The sequence below is a fragment of the Aquimarina atlantica genome (assembly GCF_000626715.1).
Taxonomy (GTDB): Bacteria; Bacteroidota; Bacteroidia; order Flavobacteriales; family Flavobacteriaceae; genus Aquimarina; species Aquimarina atlantica.
On record NZ_AQRA01000003.1, the window covers coordinates 516,487 to 534,625 of the forward strand.

18 protein-coding genes are annotated in these 18,139 nt (G+C 33.9%); 4 read left to right on the forward strand and 14 right to left on the reverse strand.

Going from position 1 to position 18,139, the window contains the following annotated elements:
- Positions 1-17 precede the first annotated feature (17 nt).
- From map to ATO12_RS08800, 3 genes are all read right to left on the reverse strand, one after another.
- Complete coding sequence (gene map, locus ATO12_RS08790; protein ID WP_034241303.1) at positions 18-836, reverse strand: type I methionyl aminopeptidase; 819 nt, start codon at positions 834-836, stop codon at positions 18-20.
- 104 nt (positions 837-940) lie between these two features.
- A complete protein-coding gene (locus ATO12_RS08795) occupies positions 941-1,402 on the reverse strand; it encodes a RidA family protein (RefSeq protein ID WP_034241304.1) in 462 nt (153 codons plus the stop codon).
- A gap of 8 nt (positions 1,403-1,410) precedes the next feature.
- The gene (locus ATO12_RS08800) at positions 1,411-1,998 is read right to left on the reverse strand and encodes a thioredoxin family protein (RefSeq protein ID WP_034241305.1); all 588 of its coding nucleotides are present in this window, start codon (positions 1,996-1,998) and stop codon (positions 1,411-1,413) included.
- A 165-nt stretch (positions 1,999-2,163) separates the two neighbouring features.
- Between ATO12_RS08800 and ATO12_RS08805 the strand changes: the two genes are divergently transcribed.
- Positions 2,164-3,015, forward strand: coding sequence for a hypothetical protein (locus tag ATO12_RS08805; RefSeq protein WP_034241306.1), 852 nt, complete (start codon positions 2,164-2,166; stop codon positions 3,013-3,015).
- A 172-nt stretch (positions 3,016-3,187) separates the two neighbouring features.
- On the opposite strand, the gene ATO12_RS08810 is transcribed toward ATO12_RS08805, so the two are convergent.
- The 3 genes from ATO12_RS08810 to gpmI all read right to left on the reverse strand — a co-directional run bounded on the left by ATO12_RS08810 (position 3,188) and on the right by gpmI (position 6,597).
- Positions 3,188-4,282: a FecR family protein gene (locus ATO12_RS08810; protein ID WP_034241307.1), complete on the reverse strand. Its 1,095-nt coding sequence runs from the start codon at positions 4,280-4,282 to the stop codon at positions 3,188-3,190.
- Between the two features lie 25 nt (positions 4,283-4,307).
- Entirely contained in the window at positions 4,308-4,874 is a 567-nt protein-coding gene (locus ATO12_RS08815; RefSeq protein WP_034241308.1) for an RNA polymerase sigma factor, read from the reverse strand.
- A 205-nt stretch (positions 4,875-5,079) separates the two neighbouring features.
- Positions 5,080-6,597 (reverse strand): 2,3-bisphosphoglycerate-independent phosphoglycerate mutase, encoded by a 1,518-nt coding sequence (gene gpmI / locus ATO12_RS08820; protein ID WP_034241309.1) that lies wholly within the window; start codon positions 6,595-6,597, stop codon positions 5,080-5,082.
- A 314-nt stretch (positions 6,598-6,911) separates the two neighbouring features.
- On the opposite strand from gpmI, the gene ATO12_RS08825 reads away from it, so the two are divergent.
- Together ATO12_RS08825 and ATO12_RS08830 are read left to right on the forward strand one after the other, a co-directional pair.
- A complete protein-coding gene (locus ATO12_RS08825; RefSeq protein WP_034241310.1) occupies positions 6,912-7,295 on the forward strand; it encodes an ankyrin repeat domain-containing protein in 384 nt (127 codons plus the stop codon).
- Between the two features lie 205 nt (positions 7,296-7,500).
- Positions 7,501-7,881 (forward strand): ankyrin repeat domain-containing protein, encoded by a 381-nt coding sequence (locus tag ATO12_RS08830; RefSeq protein ID WP_034241311.1) that lies wholly within the window; start codon positions 7,501-7,503, stop codon positions 7,879-7,881.
- 43 nt (positions 7,882-7,924) lie between these two features.
- Here the strand turns inward: ATO12_RS08830 and ATO12_RS08835 are convergent, their stop codons facing one another.
- The 4 genes from ATO12_RS08835 to ATO12_RS08850 form a co-directional block, all read right to left on the reverse strand.
- Positions 7,925-8,695: a M48 family metalloprotease gene (locus ATO12_RS08835; RefSeq protein WP_034241312.1), complete on the reverse strand. Its 771-nt coding sequence runs from the start codon at positions 8,693-8,695 to the stop codon at positions 7,925-7,927.
- A 165-nt stretch (positions 8,696-8,860) separates the two neighbouring features.
- A complete protein-coding gene (locus ATO12_RS08840) occupies positions 8,861-9,337 on the reverse strand; it encodes a CAP domain-containing protein (RefSeq protein ID WP_034241313.1) in 477 nt (158 codons plus the stop codon).
- Between the two features lie 200 nt (positions 9,338-9,537).
- On the reverse strand, positions 9,538-10,263 hold the full coding sequence (locus ATO12_RS08845) for a M15 family metallopeptidase (RefSeq protein WP_034241314.1): 726 nt from the start codon (positions 10,261-10,263) through the stop codon (positions 9,538-9,540).
- A 35-nt stretch (positions 10,264-10,298) separates the two neighbouring features.
- A complete protein-coding gene (locus ATO12_RS08850) occupies positions 10,299-10,883 on the reverse strand; it encodes a ClpP family protease (RefSeq protein WP_262482573.1) in 585 nt (194 codons plus the stop codon).
- 118 nt (positions 10,884-11,001) lie between these two features.
- On the opposite strand from ATO12_RS08850, the gene ATO12_RS08855 reads away from it, so the two are divergent.
- Positions 11,002-11,427 (forward strand): GNAT family N-acetyltransferase, encoded by a 426-nt coding sequence (locus tag ATO12_RS08855; RefSeq protein WP_034241316.1) that lies wholly within the window; start codon positions 11,002-11,004, stop codon positions 11,425-11,427.
- A 171-nt stretch (positions 11,428-11,598) separates the two neighbouring features.
- On the opposite strand, the gene ATO12_RS08860 is transcribed toward ATO12_RS08855, so the two are convergent.
- The 4 genes from ATO12_RS08860 to ATO12_RS26350 all read right to left on the reverse strand — a co-directional run.
- Positions 11,599-12,744: a gliding motility-associated C-terminal domain-containing protein gene (locus tag ATO12_RS08860; RefSeq protein ID WP_034241317.1), complete on the reverse strand. Its 1,146-nt coding sequence runs from the start codon at positions 12,742-12,744 to the stop codon at positions 11,599-11,601.
- 499 nt (positions 12,745-13,243) lie between these two features.
- A complete protein-coding gene (locus ATO12_RS08865) occupies positions 13,244-16,579 on the reverse strand; it encodes a beta strand repeat-containing protein (RefSeq protein WP_034241318.1) in 3,336 nt (1,111 codons plus the stop codon).
- A 21-nt stretch (positions 16,580-16,600) separates the two neighbouring features.
- Positions 16,601-17,263 carry a hypothetical protein gene (locus tag ATO12_RS08870; RefSeq protein WP_240486114.1) on the reverse strand — a complete coding sequence of 221 codons (663 nt, stop codon included), beginning with the start codon at positions 17,261-17,263 and terminating at the stop codon, positions 16,601-16,603.
- Positions 17,264-17,348: 85 nt separating this feature from the next.
- A partial coding sequence (locus ATO12_RS26350; RefSeq protein ID WP_205625230.1) for a collagen-like domain-containing protein occupies positions 17,349-18,139 on the reverse strand: 791 nt, incomplete at its 5' end.

The following is an 18,139-nucleotide window of genomic DNA, read 5'->3' on the forward strand; positions in this document are numbered from 1 at the left end:
TACTTAAAGAATGCATACTATACAGTCAATACTTCTTGTCTAAAGGCATCTTCTTCATCAGATTCAATGCCTAATGCCTGATAGATGTATTTAAATGTCGATAGAATTTCTGGTTTTCCATCAATTATAGCTACATCATGTTCAAAATGGGCACTTGGTTTCCCATCTGCCGTAAGAATAGTCCAGCCATCTCGTAGTTGTTTGATACGATGTGTTCCCATATTTGTCATAGGCTCTATAGCAACTACCATACCTTCGATAAATTTTTTTCCTTTACCACGACGTCCGTAGTTAGGCATCTCGGGATCTTCATGCATTTTTCTACCCAAACCATGACCTACTAATTCTCTAACGACACCATAACCAGCTTCTTCGGTAAACTTCTGGATTGCATATCCAACATCACCCACTCGTTTTCCAACTTTAAACTCGGCAATCCCGACATATAGAGATTCTTTAGTAATACGAAGTAAACGTTCTACTTCTTCAGATACTTCACCTACAGGAAATGTATACGCATGGTCTCCATAAAAATCATTTTTAATAGCACCGCAATCAATAGATATAATATCACCTTCTTCTAATGGAGTATTATTCGGGATCCCATGAACTACTTGAGCATTAGGGCTCATACATAAGGTATTAGGGAAATCATACAATCCCAAAAAGCCAGGAATTGCACCATGATCTCTAATAAATTCTTCTGCAAGTTTATCTAACTGTAGTGTAGTTACCCCAGGTTTAACTTCAGAGGCTAACATCCCTAATGTCTTAGATACAATTAATGCACTTTCTCGCATTAATTCTATTTCTTCACGTGTTTTAGTAATAATCATATGTAACAATTCCTTGATAAAAGAAGGCAAATTTACAAAGAATAATGCTTGTTCTATTCAACAGCACCCTCTATTTTGATATTACTCTATTGATTAGAGTGCTTTTAAGTGGTTTTTAATGTAAATGAAGTAGTTAGGCCCACACAAAAATTTCGAGGTAACTTATCGACTCCAAAAATTGCTCTTGTGTGTGTGCCTTTTTCTTCTAATGCCTTAATAAATAGATCTGAAGCTCCATTTACGACAATAGGAGAGTCATCCCAATCAGTACCCGACTGAAAGTAAGCATCAATATGATTGAGTCCTTCGATAGCATCAAAGCCAATTTTTTTATCTATTTGTGCAAGAACATTAAGCGCACATAATTTCATAGCTTCATATCCTTGCTCTGTGGTTATGGTATCTCCTAATCTGCCTTGATATAGGTATTCGCCATTTAGAATAGGAAATTGAATAGCTACATAAGCAATATTTCCTCTTGTATTTACAGATACATAAGACCCTCCCGGAACAGATATTTCAGGTAACTGGAGTCCAAGTGCATTTAATTTATCTTTTGGTGTCATCGAATTATTTAATCTTCGTAAGAATGTTTATAAGGTTGCTCAGAAACAATTGTTAATATATCTTTTTCGAGGGTTTCTCTTGCAAATTCTACATAACGACCTATTTCTTTTCCATCCTTATAAAAGATAAAAGTTGGCACTCGCATGATGTCTAACCCTTTTTCAAAACCTTCGGGAGTATCTTTAGATTTTGTTACTGTTATTAATTCCAGATTTTTATAGTTGAAATTAGAAGCATCTAATATTTTATAAAATGTAGGAGTTTCTCTTTTACTATCACTACACCAGGTCCCCATAAAAGCTTGTATCGTAATATCTTTTAGGTATGGAGATAATTTTTCTATAGTGCTGTTGTCGAGAGCATAACTTTTGTAATTATCATTAAACCAATTTCCATATGGTTCTTGCTCTAATGCTTTTCGATCTTGTTTGCCTACTAAAAAGCCTGGTTCGGAGTTATTTTCCTTTTCTGTTGAAATTTGCTTTTGATCACTTTGCGTTAGTTCTGTATTAGGATTTTTGCCATTTGTAGTAGTAGAAGTACTTCCGCAAGAAAAAAGAAAACTGGTAATGGCTAAAAAAAATATTTTTTTCATTTTGATCAACAATTATTTGCGCTACCAATATATATAAATTCTAATGCTTGATCCAATGATTTGATACTAGTTTAACAAATAATGAAGTATCGACGCAGCGTTTTTATTTTTTCGGGGTTTAATAGATAGAAAACAAAGATAATATTCACGTAAAAAAAGAAAACCATGAAAAAATTATTGATTTGTGCCCTGATTTTTGGCCTAGTAGTGAGTTGTACTAAAAATGATGTTGATGATAGTGTTTCTGAACAGAATAATAAAGAAACATTTGAATTGAGTAAAACTGTAAACCTGGCTATGGATGATTTTGGAAAAATTTCTGAACAGGCTTCTTTAGATCTTAAAAACTCCTCTAAAAGTAGCAAAGGAACTTGTTTTTCTATCGAATTATTAATTCCTTACCAGGAGAAACCTATTCCTGGTTTTTCTGAATATAGCCATTACAGTAAATTAATTTTGAATGATGCAGGGGATCAATGTCAATTTGATGATTGGACAGGTAGTTTAGAGTATTATGTAGCCGAAGATTTACCATCTAAATTTAAGGATTCTGCAGTGTTTAAAAATGTACAATATGATAGAGGATATATTTTTGATGGGTATAGAATAGCACAAAAAAATGAAGAACAAAGCACCGATGATATCCCTGTATTTGATGTAAAAATAGATGGAATTATTACTGCTCCTGATGGAGAAACGTATCAGTATACAACGAATAGAAATTTTTCTTTCGAAAATCGTTTTACAGATCAGGAGATTATTACACTAAAAGAATCTTCTTCATTAGAAAATTTAAAAAAACCATTCTTTATAAAAACAAAATCTGTTGATGGATCTCCGATAGTATATAAAGCTGTTTGTTTTGAAGGATTAGACTTTTATAAATATCCCGTGCAAGGGGCACAAGATTATTCTAGTAATTTTGGAGTTAACTTTACTATTAATTATGGTGATGGAACCTGTGATCGTGAGGTTGTACTCACTTCAATAGAAGGAACGATAACTTTTGATCTATAGATAAATATGTTAAGTTTAAAAAACCGGCTCATGAAACATTTCACGGGCCGGTTTTTTAATATACAAACGATAAATTTTTATAGTTTAAAATACTAATGACCCCAAGTGTCAGAATATTTTTTAGAGTTGAAAAAGATTATTTATTTAGTTACTGCAAATGTTATATGTCTTTTTAATTTGTACAATTACCTTCTCCTATAATTATAAAAATCTCACCTTCCTTTTCTATTTTTACATTGAATTTCTTAGTTAATTCATTCAGTACTTTTTCGGTGGTTGCACCGCTAAAAGATCCTGTGTATTTACAATCGAGTAGAGGACTGCGTTTTAATCTGATTTTGGCATCAAAGTTTTCCCCTAAATCATTTATAATTTGATTTACGCTAACGTTTTGATAATGTAAAACACCAGTTTTCCAGGCAAATTGATTTGGAGATCTTTTAAGAAGCATAATGCCTTGGGGATTGATACTAAAACTTTGCCCCGAAACCACATTTTGTTTTTTACCAGTTGCACGATGAATTATTTTTGCAGAACCTTCAATAAGTGTGATATAATCGGCATCTTTTTCTGCAGATATTGCAAAAGAATTTCCACTAACCTGAACATTACAATAGTTTCCGTGTATCACGAATGGTTTTGATTCATTTTCCTGTATTGAAAAGAATAGAGTACCAACAAGATCAACTCTTCTATAGCTTTGTATCGAAGTATTAAAATTGACTTTACTGTTTTTTCTCATTACCATCGTACTCGAATCGGGAAGCTTAATATACTTGGTGCTTTTTGTTGAAGCATATTTTTCTGAAGCAATATAGGAAACCCCAATAAATCCTTTCTTATTACTCTCTTCGTCTGGTTCTACAATGGTAGCATCTATAGAAAAAGCTTCTGCTTTGGAAGTTTTTACAGGCTCATTTTTTGTATTCGATTCTATAGGTTTGACTTCAATAATTTTTGGTTGCTCTTCTATTTGAATTGTTGTTTGAACATTTTTTGGTTCAACAGCATCAATATTTTCTTGATGTGATGGAGTGATCTTGGTATTTTCAGAAGTAGTGTTATTCATTACATAATACAGAATGAATATAGCGCAAAGCAGTATAGCAATAACAGTTATTTCATACCAAGGGATATAATTACGCTTAACCTTTTCTTTCTGTACTGCATTGTATATGTCATCAAACCTATCCTTCGATGGTATAATCGAATCACTTTTAAATTTTGCTTGCAAAAGCGGTTTTAAAAGGTCTTTATCATCTTTCATTTGTTACTCATTTAGGTTTTAAACATTAAAACTTTACAACTCCACTATTCCTCATACGTTCTAATAACTTCTTTCTTGCTCTGGTATAGTTAGATCTTGATGTGCTTTCCTTTATATTAAGCATTTCTCCTATTTCTTTATGAGAATATCCTTCTATGGCATAGAGATTTAGAACATAGCGATACTGTTCTGGTAAATCACCAATCAAAATTCTTAGTCTTTCTATTGATATTTCTTTAGATAGATGGTCTTTTTCGGGCTCCTCTAATTCCTGTATTTCATTTTTGTCGATGAAATCTTCATGATCTACATGAATCGTTTTTTTCATTTTATGCCAATGATCAATGGCACAATTCACAACAATTCTTTCAATCCAACTCCTCAACGTTCCTTTATGGCGGTATTTTTGAATACCTTTAAATACTTTGATAAAAGCTTCTTGTACAATGTCTTCTGCGTCAGATTGATTTACACAATAGCGAAGACCCACCGCAATCATTCGCGGTGCAAAAGTATTGTATATTTTTTCCATGGCATCCCGATTACCCTTTTTACAGGCTTTTACTAGTCTGTCTTGTTCTTTTTTATTCATGAATAAGGGTTAGTGCTTAACTCATATAATGTATAACCAAGAATATTGGGTTTCGCTGCGTACTAATTGTACTTTTTTATCTATGTTAAGGTAACAAAAGAATTTTTAAAAATAAAAAGATAGAAAAACACAAGTCGCATAAAAGCACTCTTTTATGCGACTTGCCTCAAAAAAACGTAAAATTTTTATGGTATTTTTTTGAATGTTATTTTAATAATGAATCTTGTGTCATTGCTTTAGGTTTTTCTATTCCCATAAGATCAAGAATGGTTGGAGCGATATCTCCTAAAACTCCATCGTTTATTTGTATCTGGTCATTATCTATTAAAATGAAAGGAACAGGATTAGTTGTATGGGCTGTATGTGGCGTACCATCTGGATTAATCATAGTTTCGCAATTACCATGATCCGCAATCAGAATAGTAGAATATTGATTATCCAGACCGGTGGTTACTATATCTTTTACACATTGATCTACAGCTTCACAAGCCTTGATTGCAGCTTCCATTACTCCTGTATGCCCTACCATATCACCATTTGCAAAGTTTAGGCAAACAAAATCAACATCGCCTTTTTGTAGCTCTGGTACCAGAGCATCTCTTAGTTCGTAAGCACTCATTTCGGGTTTAAGGTCATACGTTGCTACCTTTGGAGAATTTCGTAATATTCTGGATTCTCCTTCAAAAGGTTCTTCTTGCCCCCCAGAAAAAAAGAAGGTAACATGAGGGTACTTTTCTGTTTCTGCAATTCTAATTTGAGTTTTACCGGCTTTAGAAATGACTTCTCCAAGAGTTTCGGTAATATTGTCTTTATTATAAATAACATTAATACCTTCAAAGCTTTCATCATAGTTCGTCATTGTAACATAATGTAAAGAAAGCTTGTGGGTGTTATACTCATGCATATCTTTTTGAGAAAGCATTTCGGTTAATTCTCTTCCTCGGTCTGTTCTAAAATTAAAGAAAATTACAACATCGTCATCGTTTATGGTAGCTACCGAAACTCCATTTTCTTGTAGTATAATTGGTTTGATAAATTCGTCGGTAATGTCATTATCATAACTATTCTGAATACTGTTGAGGGCATCAGTACTAGACTCTCCAATACCATTTACCAAAAGGTCATAGGCTAATTTAACACGCTCCCATCTTTTATCCCGATCCATAGCATAATACCTTCCTACAATAGAAGCCAGCTTACCCGTGGTTTTGGACATATAATCCTGGATATTTTTGATGTGTATTTTACCAGATTTGGGATCTACATCACGACCATCGGTAAATGCATGAAGGAACACATTTTTTAATTCATAAGAGTGAGCTGCATCAAGTAATCCTTTAATATGATCGATATGAGAGTGAACCCCGCCATCACTTACCAGGCCTAGCAAATGAACATTTTTATTTTTTTCTTTGGCATAGCGAAAAGCATCCAGAAGAACTGATTCTTCTTTTAAGGTGTTATTTTTGACTGCCATATTGATTTTGGCCAAATCCTGATATACAATTCTACCAGCCCCAAGGTTCATATGACCAACCTCACTGTTTCCCATTTGCCCATCTGGTAAACCTACATGAAGTCCATCTGTACGTAAAGAAGCATTAGGGTAGTGAGTGTATAAACTATCGATATACGGAGTGTTTGCATGATCAATTGCAGATACTTTAGGATCGGGCGATGTTCCCCATCCATCCAGGATCATCAGGATTACTTTTTTGTTCATAATGTATTCTTAATTAAGGTTTTTGGTTGGTTATTTTTTGAGCCTAAAATCTCAAAAAAATGAAATAAGGAGTAAAGTTACAACTTCACCTACAAGCACACAAAAAGCTTATGTTATTCTTATGTGATTTATACCTTTTTGTAATATTAACTTACACGTGATTTTTGTGAAATTATTAACGAATTTGTGTAGGGAAGGTTAAAAGTAAGTTATTCTTAAAATTATGGTATTTTTTATGAGAATAATGTAATTCATTTGCACCGTCAAATTTTGGCATAGCACAAATCAATAATGAACTTATAAAAGATAAAAAAATGAAAAAGCTATCAATTTTAGTAATGTGTATGACCGTTGGTCTGGTTCTAGCAAATGATCCTGTAAAAAACCTTAATGCGTATAAGGTTGCAAAAACAGAAATTATTAATGTATCTCCTTTTTGCATTTCAATCGCTAAAGGCGACTATGAAATGGTGAAAAAAATGGTCGAGTTAGGGAGCGAAGTAAATAAGTTTTCAGAAGGTATGACACCTCTTATGTATGCTGCTCGTTATAATCGATTAGAAATCATTAAGCTTTTGGTTGCTAATGGAGCAAAAATCAATACTAAAAATGCGAAAGGCTATACTGCGATAAAATACGCAGAATTATCTGGAGCCAAAGAAGCCGTAACCTTGTTATTAGAGCTTAAGAAAAAGTAATTACTCAGAATTAGTTATAAACCCCGCCTATCATTATTATAATGATAGGCGGGGTTGTTATATAGAAACGCATCGCTTTTATCAAAATATTTTGTTATAAGAAAGTTAAAATCATGTTATTTGGCAAAAGTAGATGTAACATGATACCGATTCTAAGGTCGTACTGTATATAAGTCAATCAAATAAACTTAAAATCAATTTCATCATGAAAAAAACAGTTTTAGCAACCTTATTGGTTATGTGTATTACTTCTGTAAGTTTAGCTACAGAAACAAATGTGACTACTACTAGTCATAATTACGATCTTACAGCATATAAAACAAGTCCGTTTTGTATGGCAATTGTAAAAGGAGATTTAGAGACTGTAAGAAAATTAATTGAATTCGGCAGTGATGTTAATCAAAAATCAGATGGGATGACCCCACTTATGTATGCTGCACGATATAACCGTGCAGATATTATTAAACTGCTTGTGAAAAACGGAGCAAATATCAAAGCTAAAGATAGCAAGGGCTATACAGCAATGAAATTTGCAAAACAATCTAATGCTAAGGATGCAATAGCTCTTTTAGAGAAATTGTCATAGGTGTTAAAACCATTTCCTGTTGATATCAACAGGAAATGGTTTTTTATTGTACACTGCTATATTCCCGTATTGCCTCTTTGATTTTTTCTATGCGATTTTCTGGATCAGGGTGGGAGCTTTGAAATTCGGGAACACGGTTAGGCCCTGCAGCTGCTTTTAGAATTTTCATTACACCAATCATTTCTTCAGGATTATAACCCGAATTGATCATAAACAATACGCCTAACTTATCACTTTCCAACTCATCACCACGCCCATTTTTTAATAAAACATTTTGTCCAATACCATTTACAAGCCCTCCAGCATCTGCACCAACTGATGCTCCGGTAGATATCGTTTTCCAGAATTCATGTTCTGCTATTCTTTCTGCAGAATGTCGTCCTAATACATGACCGATTTCATGACCCAATACACCAGCAACCTGGTCTTCATTTTGTAATTTGGATAATAAAGCATACGTTATAAATATTTGCCCTCCGGGTAATGCAAAAGCATTAACGGTATTGGGATCGGCTAGCAAATGAAATTCATATTTGTAAGGAGTTTGTTTTGCCATACTCGAATTGACTAATTTGTTTCCAACCATATCGATATAGCTTTGTAATTTTTGATCAGGGTATAATCCTCCGTGCTGTTGGGCCATTTCAGGAGCACTTTGTAATCCAATAGCGATTTCCTGATCACTTGTCATATTAATATTTTGTACTCTATCGGTATATGGGTTTAGCGTTTTATTATTACATTTTTTAAAAAATGCAAAGGCTATGATTGCTAAGCCTATTAATATTCTGATTTTTAAGCCGCCACGTCTCATTATAAATTAAATTTTAATATCAAAAAGCTTAAAGTTAATAAATATAAAAGTTGCTTACTAATAAAATGTAAAAAACACTTTTTAGTAAGCAACTACTAGAGGTACCGTTTCTTAATTTTAAGAAACAAGATTAGTGCTAACCTTGCATAGTTGAGTTTGCAGAGTTTAGCGGTAAAAAATTTGTGTATAGTAGTATCTGCCACTTTCGTCTTTTATTGCAGCAATACCAGTATGGGTATAATTACCCTCAATATTTTTTCGGTGCCCTTCGCTATTAATCCATCCGTCTACAACGCTTCGAGCATCAGGATAAAAACTAGCTACATTTTCTGCCATTCCTGTGGCATTTTCCTTTTCTCGTAAAGTATCGAATTTAGTATCGAAGTTATCATGGTTGATATTACCTTTAGAAATCATATACCGTGTATGATCAGCAGCTAGTTGTTCAGCAGTTGTATTTTTTGCTAATGCCTCTAGTCCTTTAGTTTGTCGATATTCATTTACCAATTTTAGTATTTCGTCTGTAATTGAGACTTCACTTGGAGTTTCTGTAATGGTATTATTATCATCATCCTTAGAACAGGAAAAAACAGTACATAAAAGTACAAAAGCACAAAAGTATTTAATTAAAGAAGTTTTCATTAGTATGGGGTCTTTATTTTATTAAATAACTAAAATAGTATAATTTTAGTATATAGAACTTATTTTGATTTTTTTTTGATTCAATCGAAAAAGAAGTTTTTTTATGCTACATAGCATTGTTACAGAATCATAAAAGGTAATTTTGAGTATAAAGAGATATTTTTGAAGGAGTTATAAAAATTATTATAAATCCTATGTAACTACAATAATTCTGGGTTAATATCTGATATGTTCTCTGAAATATATTGTGTAATAAAATCTTCTGAGAAAAAGTTACTACCAAGTAGTTTTGCTTTTTTTAATTCCTCGGCAATGTCTAGTTTTTGATATGATTTTAACATAGGAATAGAAAGTGGAGCATACGAATAGTGCCAGGGCTCATATTTAAACCCTTTTCGGTCTGCTTTATCTGTATATACAAGGTAAAAACCAAAAGAGTTTGCATGTTTATCCATCCATTCTTTAAACTTGCAAAATGGGCCATCCCCTTCAAAATTCTTGGTAAGAAGTAATCCTTTGGGCTGTGGAGCATTACCATCTACAATATCTAAATCGGTACCCCAATGATGTCTTGAGGTACCAGGAATAGTAGAATATTCTATAATCTTTTGTATAGCTTTAATAGGGGATAACCCTTCTTTTGTAAACTTTTTATATTTACGTTCCCAGATTCGATTCTGGTGTGCATAATCTCTATAGCTGGAAACTACTTTTATTTTGAATCCACTTTTTAATGCTTCAGTCTTCATTTTCAGAAAGGCCTCATAAGCATCTTTTCGAAGCTTATATCCATCACCAAAAAGTGAAGGATTGCTTTTTCCCATAAGATCATCTTTAGAGAATTCTGACGAAAGCATAGAAAATGATGATAATGAAACCCCAATCATTCCCAGGGCACTAATACCAATAAAATCTCTTCTTACCATAGGGATCTGATTATAATTATATCATTTCTGGATCATTATTCCAGAATTCCATCTATAATACCGTACTCTAATGATTCTTGAGCATCCATCCAATAATCACGATTAAAATCCTTTAGTACTTTCTCAACATCTTGTCCGCAGTTATCTGCAAGAATTTGAGCACTAAGTTCTTTGGTCTTAAGAATTTCTGCAGCTTGGATTTCTATATTAGAAGCTTGTCCTCTGGCACCACCACTTGGTTGATGAATCATCACTTTTGCATGAGGTTGTATAAATCTTCGGCCTTTTTCACCAACACTCAAGAGAATTGATCCCATAGAAGCAGCTAATCCAGTACAAATCGTAGAAACCGGACTTTTTAAACTTTTTATAGTATCATACATTGCAAATCCCGATGTAACATATCCTCCGGGACTATTAATATATAATTTGATTTCTTTGTCGCTTATCATATCCAGATACATAAGTCTGTCGATTACGTGTTTAGCCGACTTGTCATCTACTTGTCCCCAAAGAAATACACTACGTTCCTCTAGAAATTTTTTGTCGATCAGATCTTGTGTTTTTCCTGATTTTTCTTTCATCTTTATATTTTTTGTGCTTTTTAACTTGTTTTTAATACTTAAAAAGATGTTATAAAAAGCCAATAAAACAATAGAATTGGTGTATTCTTTCTTTTTTAAGAATTCTTTACATCTTTGAGATAAATGTATAATTATTTTTGCAGAAAAACATCATATGGATTTAGCATTTCACAAAATTTTAAAAGAGGACTTTGATATTGTTTTACCATTACTTCAGAAATTGATGAATGATCAATTTTCTGATGCTGTTTTAAAAGAAAGATTTAGTGAAATGTTTGAGCAAAATTATGAATGCTGGGGAGTGTATTTGGATGAAAAACTAATAGGGTTTTTTGGGTTGTGGTTTATGACACGTCATTATATTGGGAGATCATGCGAACCAGATCATGTGTATATTGATGAAGAGAATAGAGGTAAAGGAATAGGGAAGAAGGTATTTAGTTGGATTTATGAATATGCAAAGAGTAGGGGATGCGAGGCTTCTGAACTAAATAGTTATGTGGTAAATTACCCTTCGCATAAATTCTATCTTAATGAAGGATATGAAATATGGGCACATCATTTTGTGAAAAAGCTATAAGATTTTTAACGAAAATACTTTGTAACTTACGATTACTTGGGCCCAATAGCTATACATGAAAAATGCGAATCTTAAAATGTATAGGAGTTATTGTCAATTATGCTAACAGTACAAATGAATATGATTGTTAATAGCCAAAGCCAAAGTCATGATTTTTGACAGCATACAATCTTATACATTAATATATAAGTATCCCGAACGATCTTTTTGACCTTCAATTTTCAGAATATAATAATAAGTACCTACAGGTAATTGCTCATCCTGGGCAATTGTTGCTCTACCTTCAGAGTAACCTCCCCATGAATTATCGTATCCTTTTTTGCGATATACTTCAACTCCCCATCTATTATAGATTATTAGCTCGTTGTTTGAAAATTGCTCAATTCCCTGAATTATAAAAGTATCATTAACTCCATCGCCATTAGGAGAAACTGCAGTAAATATTTCCAGATCACCATCTAAGATGATATCAGAAGAACCAAAAGTAAGAACAACATAGTTGTCAGGAATCATTAGTTCAGAAGTGATTTCACCATTATTTAGATCCCCAGAAGCGGCAAAGTTTCCTAAACTTACCCACTGTTGTAAATTTCTATCCCATCCTACAACTCTAAGATCTTCTAACTCATCAACAAGAGTTGGGATATTACTATTATCATCCCATGTAAGAGTTACTCTAGTTTCTACATCTCCATCCAGATCCCAAAATTCAAAAGAGCTTACACCAAATAATACATTGCTGAAATTATCGGTATTAAAACTGGTAGAGAAAAAATTAGGAGAGTTAGGATTTTCAAAGAAGTATGCACCTCGTGCTGTATTTACAGCTGCTTGATTTTCGATACGCATTGGGCGTAATCTGAAATCATCTCCAATAGGAAAAGTAAAATCTAAAACTCCAGTAATAGAAGAATACCCATCTACATATCGATCATCATTTTCACCTAAATAGGGAGCATCATTTATATAATCTAAAGAAACATTACGTCTGTCTCTAGGGGTTTGTACTCTTCCGTTTAAAAATTCCTGAAAGTTGGTTACACCAACAGCAACATCCAACAGCAAATCATCTACAACATCAATTTCCATGTTATGAAAAATAGGACGGTTATCACCAGATACATTTAGGCTTCCTGTAGGATTGTAAAACCCTGCAAGACCTAAATTTTGGTCAAACGTACCATCGTTAATTAAATCAGTGTGGAAACCAACTTCACCTTGATCGTGAATTTGAATATTCCCGTAGTTATGAAAAGCTTGTTGAGCTATAGTAACTTGGGCCAGAAGGCATACGACAATAAAAAATATTCTATCCATAGTTATATTGGGGTAATACTGTTATTACGGTTAAACAGTAAATATGTTATGGCAAATATATTCTTTTTCAGCAAATTACACTACTTTTTCACGATAAAATGCAATTATTTATCGGTGAAACGCATTTTTAACTCGATTAAAGGTATGGTTTTGCTGAAAAGTTACATATTCCTAAAAAATAAACATTTTGACAAAACAAACATAAGAAAATAAATAGATTGATATAAGAATTTTATTGAATTAATATAAATAATGTACTGTTATTCATCATAATTCTTCAATATTTTGCTTTAATGATTGATAATAAATTTGATTTTTTTCTTTTGAGGCGTTTAAGTTACTAATTAAAAAACTGTACTTAATCGTTAAAACGGTAATACAAAGGTTTTTAGTCAAATTGTTGATAATTAATGATTTGAGATGAATTAAATTGAGCATCGAAAGAATCAATTATAGAGAACATACTTTTTTGATTCGGTATTCTATTTTATATAAATTCCTAATTGGGTCTTACTCTATATGTAATCCTTCTATTAGTTATCACAGTTTTAACGATAACATTAAGTGTTCCTGTAGTTGTACCTGCTAAGGGAATATTTTGATCATTTGAAATATCGGCAGACGATACGGTATTATCAAAAGATCCTATCGCAGTGCCTATTACATCAAACGTAAAAGTACAAGAATTACCTGCCGGTAGACTCACTCCTGAAATAGAAAAGTTATCAGAACCAGGTACAGAGGTTATGGTTCCGCCACAAGATGAGGTTCCATCTGGCGAAGTCGATATTGCCATTCCTGAGGGTAAATTATCTGTAAGTGATAAATTTGTAAGATCTACTCCGGTAGTAGGATTTTCTATAGTTATAGTTACTGTTGATTCTTCACCATAGCCAATTGTAGCGGGAGAAAAATCTTTACTTGCTACTGCAGGAAATGCAACTTCTGTAGAAAGAGCAAAAACTCCTCCCCAAATACCTTCGTTGGCACTTCCGAGATCTACATTTAAAGTTGTAGCATTGTTAGGAACCAAACCAGTAGCGTCAAAAATATCAATATCCATTCCCCAGTTAAAACCCAAATTTGGATTTCTTCCGCCAATATCTACCCCAAATTTAGAGATTGTACTATTCAATGTATTGTTGATAGGATTTAAAGCATTAGAAAGAGCTGTTCCATTTATAGATACAAAATCCCCTGCTAAATTTGCTTCACCATCAAAAGCAAAATATCCGGCATCTGTATCAAAAACTCCTAGCGAAGGGGTTAGTAAACCAGTAACCGTAAAAGCGTCGTTGGCTCCAAATCCAAAAAAATCAAAGCCATCCCATATACTTACGCTACGTGTTATGTCGGCAGGGTCTTCATAAATAATTACCATGGTCCATCCACCAAAAGGTCCAGTGAAGGCACTACCAGTTATTAATGGAATATCTGCAACTGTGTAGGTTCCTGATCCTGCTGCTTGCACAACTGAAGTTACATCTGCAAAAGACATAAATGTATTCCATCCTGTAAATGAGCCAGTTTCAATATTTGTTACACCGGCGTTAACCGTTGTGTATGTGCCTGCACCAGGTTCTCTAAGCTGTACTTGCTGTAAATTCAAAGTAGGATCTGGATTTGTTATTCCCCCAAAGGTAGAGTTATACGAACCACCCCAATACAATCCAGCCCAAGCTACAGTTGCTCCTGCTGGCAAAGTGAAATTTGAGCTACTCGAGTTTATGGTAGTACCGTCAACACTAGCATACCCCATAACTACAGTAGGATTATTAGATGTAGGAGTTCCTGGACAATTTGCTGTACAAATGAGGTTGGTATTTCCAATCATATCAAAATTACCTCTGACATTGATTGTAATTCGCTCTTCATAAGGTCTTGGGTTGTCTATTTCAACGTCTACAATAGTACCTATCCCTTGATCTGTAATGTTAACTGAAGTGTCACTTACGCCAGAGAAGTTAATGAAATAGGTTTCATTTCCTTCTACAATAATATCATCTAAAATGGTAACGATAATAGTTTCAGTATCTCCACTAGTTCCATTAAAATTTAATATTCCACTATTTGTTGTGTAGTCATTTCCGGCCGTGGCAGTATTATTAGTTGTTGTGAAATTTACAGAAAAAGGTCCTGTTGTATTAGGTCCGACATGCGTAACGATAAAAGTAGCCGTACCTGCATTTTCATTAACCGAAATATCATCAATACTGATTGCTGCATCATTATCCTCAATTGTAGCTTCTCCTTGATTATCACTAATAGCAACAAGTGAATTACTTACTGTACCTAAATTCACAAAAAAGTTATGATTCCCCTCAATATCTATATCGTCAATAATTGGTATTGTAATTTGTTGTGTCTCGTTAATATTTCCTGCAAAATTAATAGGGGAAGGGGTAGCTCCAACTGTTGTATAATCAGCAGGATTAGTTGCGGAGCCATTGACAAGGGTATAAGGTACAGAAAACCCTCCAGCAACATTAGCTCCTGATAAAGTGATTGTAAAAGTTGCAGTTCCATCACTTTCGTTTACAGTAATATCATTTATTGCTATAGAGGCATTATCATCATCATTAATCGTAATCTCTCCTTGACCATCAGTAATACTTATAGAAGGATCGCCTATGATAGTTCCAAGATTTACAAATAAACTCTCAGTAGCTTCTGCAAAGTTATCATTAATGATGGGTATTGGGACTGTTAAAGTTTGTGCTTCAGGGCTTGTGCCCGAAAACCCTATAGTAGAGCTTGTCGTTGTATAATCTCCAGGTGTGTTTGCAGAGTTATTAGCAGTTGTATAAGCAACAGTAAAAGCTCCGGATGCGTTTCCTCCAGAATGACTAACTGTTAGATCTGCAGTACCTGCATTTTCGTTAACAGTGATATCTGATATAGATAATTGTGGGTTTGTACTACTACAAGCAATTGTAGCTGTCCAGCCTCCAAGTGTAACAGTAAAGTCAGAAGTAAATCTAAATGTTAAACATCCTGTTGTAGAAGATATTGTCGTTCCGTTAGGAGAATTTCCATTATCAAAAATGCCAATAAGAGGACTTGCTGTTGATGTTCCATCATAAATACGAAGAAAATCAAAATTATCTTCCACATCAAATTGAGTAAATGAAACACTTACATTTGCTCCAACCACATTTGGACAAATAGTATACGTAAAATCTTCAAAATCATTATAATTTCCAGTTGTTCCTCCTGAATCAACAAAAGTACCGCTACAAGTATTTATTGTTACTCCATCAGAAATCATAAAAAGATTAGTTTCAATAGATAAGTTATCAATAAAAACAAATTCACCTGGTTCCCAATCTCCAAAATTCCAAGTACTTAAGTTTATAAACCTGATTGTAGTTGTAGAAGACAAAAATGCAGAAATATCTACATTAAAAGTATCTGTTTGAGTTCCATCTAAACTACCAATAGTAGTAAAATTTATACCATCAGAAGATACTTGTATATCTAATAGCTCACTAGATGTTGATCCTCCTGATCCATCCAGACCAATCGTCTCCCAATCAAAAGATAAAATAGCACTTGAAGCACCAGATAAATCAACACTTCGAATAATCTGCTGAGAATTTCGAGTAATATCTTCAAATCGTAGTCTCCCATTATTTATAAGAATACGACCTGAATTAACGCTACCATCATCTGTCTCTACCCAATTAGTAGCCCAATTTTGAGTTCCATTATTATTAGTATAAGAGACTGTCCCAAAATTATCAACATATGTATCCTGACCAAAAATAAAGCTGATTGGTAAAATGATCAATATGATCAATTGAAGTGGATATAATGTGTTAGATGTAAATTTCATATCGTTATCAGGAAGCCCAGATTATTTAACAACAAATACTACATTAATCAGTGCATTATAATCTGCTGGGGTATTAACAATACTATAGCTCATATTTCCATTACCATCTATCGATATTGTTGTCGGATTTCCGAAAACACTCTGATCAGCAAAGGTTACATAGTAATATAACTCATTTCTTGCGTATGTCGGAATAGTAGGAGCGTTAGCAGCATCACTTGATGCTACAGGCGATCCGAACTGGTCAATGTATTCTTGATATAGGTCAATAGGTGGTTTGGCACCTACCGAAGAAGCATCAACTGCAATAGATGGTGGATAAAAAATCCTTGCTGCTTTAGAAGTGATAGGAGCAATGGCTTGTATTACTCCCTGAACCGTTGTTTCGTTGGTAATAGTTGTTGCCCCACTTTCGTCAACATCTATAGGAGTAGCCAGGTTTACTTCAGAATCTAATTGATCATCAGTGCTCCTCTGCCATCCTGTATTAGTAAATCTATAAATTTCCTGATCATCTAAATTAAAAACTACTGAACCGATACTAGGACCAATAATTGCATTTATTTCAGCTAAATCAGTAGCAGCAGGTAATCCCATTAATGCAGCAGCATCACCTGTGCCAATTTGTGCAAACATGCCAGCGGATAAAATAAATGACAAAGCTATTAGGGGTATTTTTTTCATTTTTAATAGTATTACACTTTTCCTTACCTTAAATTTTTTAGATACCTGATCTTAGTCTTATTTAAAAGATAGGTAAATAATTGAATTAAAAATCAAGTACAGTAAACATGAATTCTAAATCAATATCATCTTTTGGGTTAGTTCCATTATCACTGTCTCCTATATTAACCCTAAATCCAGCCGTAGTTTGATTATAGTATGTGATACCGGGATCATCATAATCAGCTCCTGTATTACCAGGGCAATCACCTCCACAATCTATGGTCGCTAATTGAATAATATAATCATCATCTGGCATTGCGGTTGTAAATGTTATTTGATAATCACCTTCATTTATTCTAGAAACAGTTGCATTTAATATCTTTATGGCCGTTCCATTACCAGCAACTTTCCCCATCGCTTTTACAGGGCTAATAAAAAATGCTCCACCATCAGTTCCAACTGTAATTTGATTGTTTGTATTTGTACTTACTACATTAGCTGTTTGTACGTCAGCAGTAGGAGTGTTTTCGTTGGTATAAGTTATAACTCCTGTTCCTGTGTTCTGAGTCAAATTGGTTACAATATTAGTTGCTGGATCTCCTGTTGGTCCTTGTGCACCAGTTGCTCCAGTGGCACCTGTGTTTCCTGTAGGTCCTTGCGCCCCGGTTGCCCCAGTTGCTCCAGTAGCACCTGTATTACCTGTTGGTCCTTGCGCACCAGTTGCTCCAGTAGCACCTGTGTTTCCAGTAGGTCCTTGTGCTCCGGTTGCTCCAGTAGCACCTGTATTTCCTGTTGGTCCTTGTGCACCAGTTGCTCCAGTGGCACCTGTATTACCAGTAGGTCCTTGTGCTCCGGTTGCTCCAGTAGCACCTGTGTTTCCTGTTGGTCCTTGTG

Coding starts and splice junctions, on each gene's coding strand:
- ATO12_RS08855 (WP_034241316.1), top strand. CDS start 11,002: ATGGATTTAGCATTTCACAAAATTTTAAAAGAGGACTTTGATATTGTT.
- gpmI (WP_034241309.1), bottom strand. CDS start 6,597: ATGAACAAAAAAGTAATCCTGATGATCCTGGATGGATGGGGAACATCG.
- ATO12_RS08810 (WP_034241307.1), bottom strand. CDS start 4,282: ATGAAAGATGATAAAGACCTTTTAAAACCGCTTTTGCAAGCAAAATTT.
- ATO12_RS08815 (WP_034241308.1), bottom strand. CDS start 4,874: ATGAATAAAAAAGAACAAGACAGACTAGTAAAAGCCTGTAAAAAGGGT.
- ATO12_RS08795 (WP_034241304.1), bottom strand. CDS start 1,402: ATGACACCAAAAGATAAATTAAATGCACTTGGACTCCAGTTACCTGAA.
- ATO12_RS08840 (WP_034241313.1), bottom strand. CDS start 9,337: ATGAAAACTTCTTTAATTAAATACTTTTGTGCTTTTGTACTTTTATGT.
- ATO12_RS08870 (WP_240486114.1), bottom strand. CDS start 17,263: ATGAAAAAAATACCCCTAATAGCTTTGTCATTTATTTTATCCGCTGGC.
- ATO12_RS08845 (WP_034241314.1), bottom strand. CDS start 10,263: ATGGTAAGAAGAGATTTTATTGGTATTAGTGCCCTGGGAATGATTGGG.
- ATO12_RS08800 (WP_034241305.1), bottom strand. CDS start 1,998: ATGAAAAAAATATTTTTTTTAGCCATTACCAGTTTTCTTTTTTCTTGC.
- ATO12_RS08860 (WP_034241317.1), bottom strand. CDS start 12,744: ATGGATAGAATATTTTTTATTGTCGTATGCCTTCTGGCCCAAGTTACT.
- ATO12_RS08805 (WP_034241306.1), top strand. CDS start 2,164: ATGAAAAAATTATTGATTTGTGCCCTGATTTTTGGCCTAGTAGTGAGT.
- map (WP_034241303.1), bottom strand. CDS start 836: ATGATTATTACTAAAACACGTGAAGAAATAGAATTAATGCGAGAAAGT.
- ATO12_RS08830 (WP_034241311.1), top strand. CDS start 7,501: ATGAAAAAAACAGTTTTAGCAACCTTATTGGTTATGTGTATTACTTCT.
- ATO12_RS08825 (WP_034241310.1), top strand. CDS start 6,912: ATGAAAAAGCTATCAATTTTAGTAATGTGTATGACCGTTGGTCTGGTT.
- ATO12_RS08835 (WP_034241312.1), bottom strand. CDS start 8,695: ATGAGACGTGGCGGCTTAAAAATCAGAATATTAATAGGCTTAGCAATC.
- ATO12_RS08865 (WP_034241318.1), bottom strand. CDS start 16,579: ATGAAATTTACATCTAACACATTATATCCACTTCAATTGATCATATTG.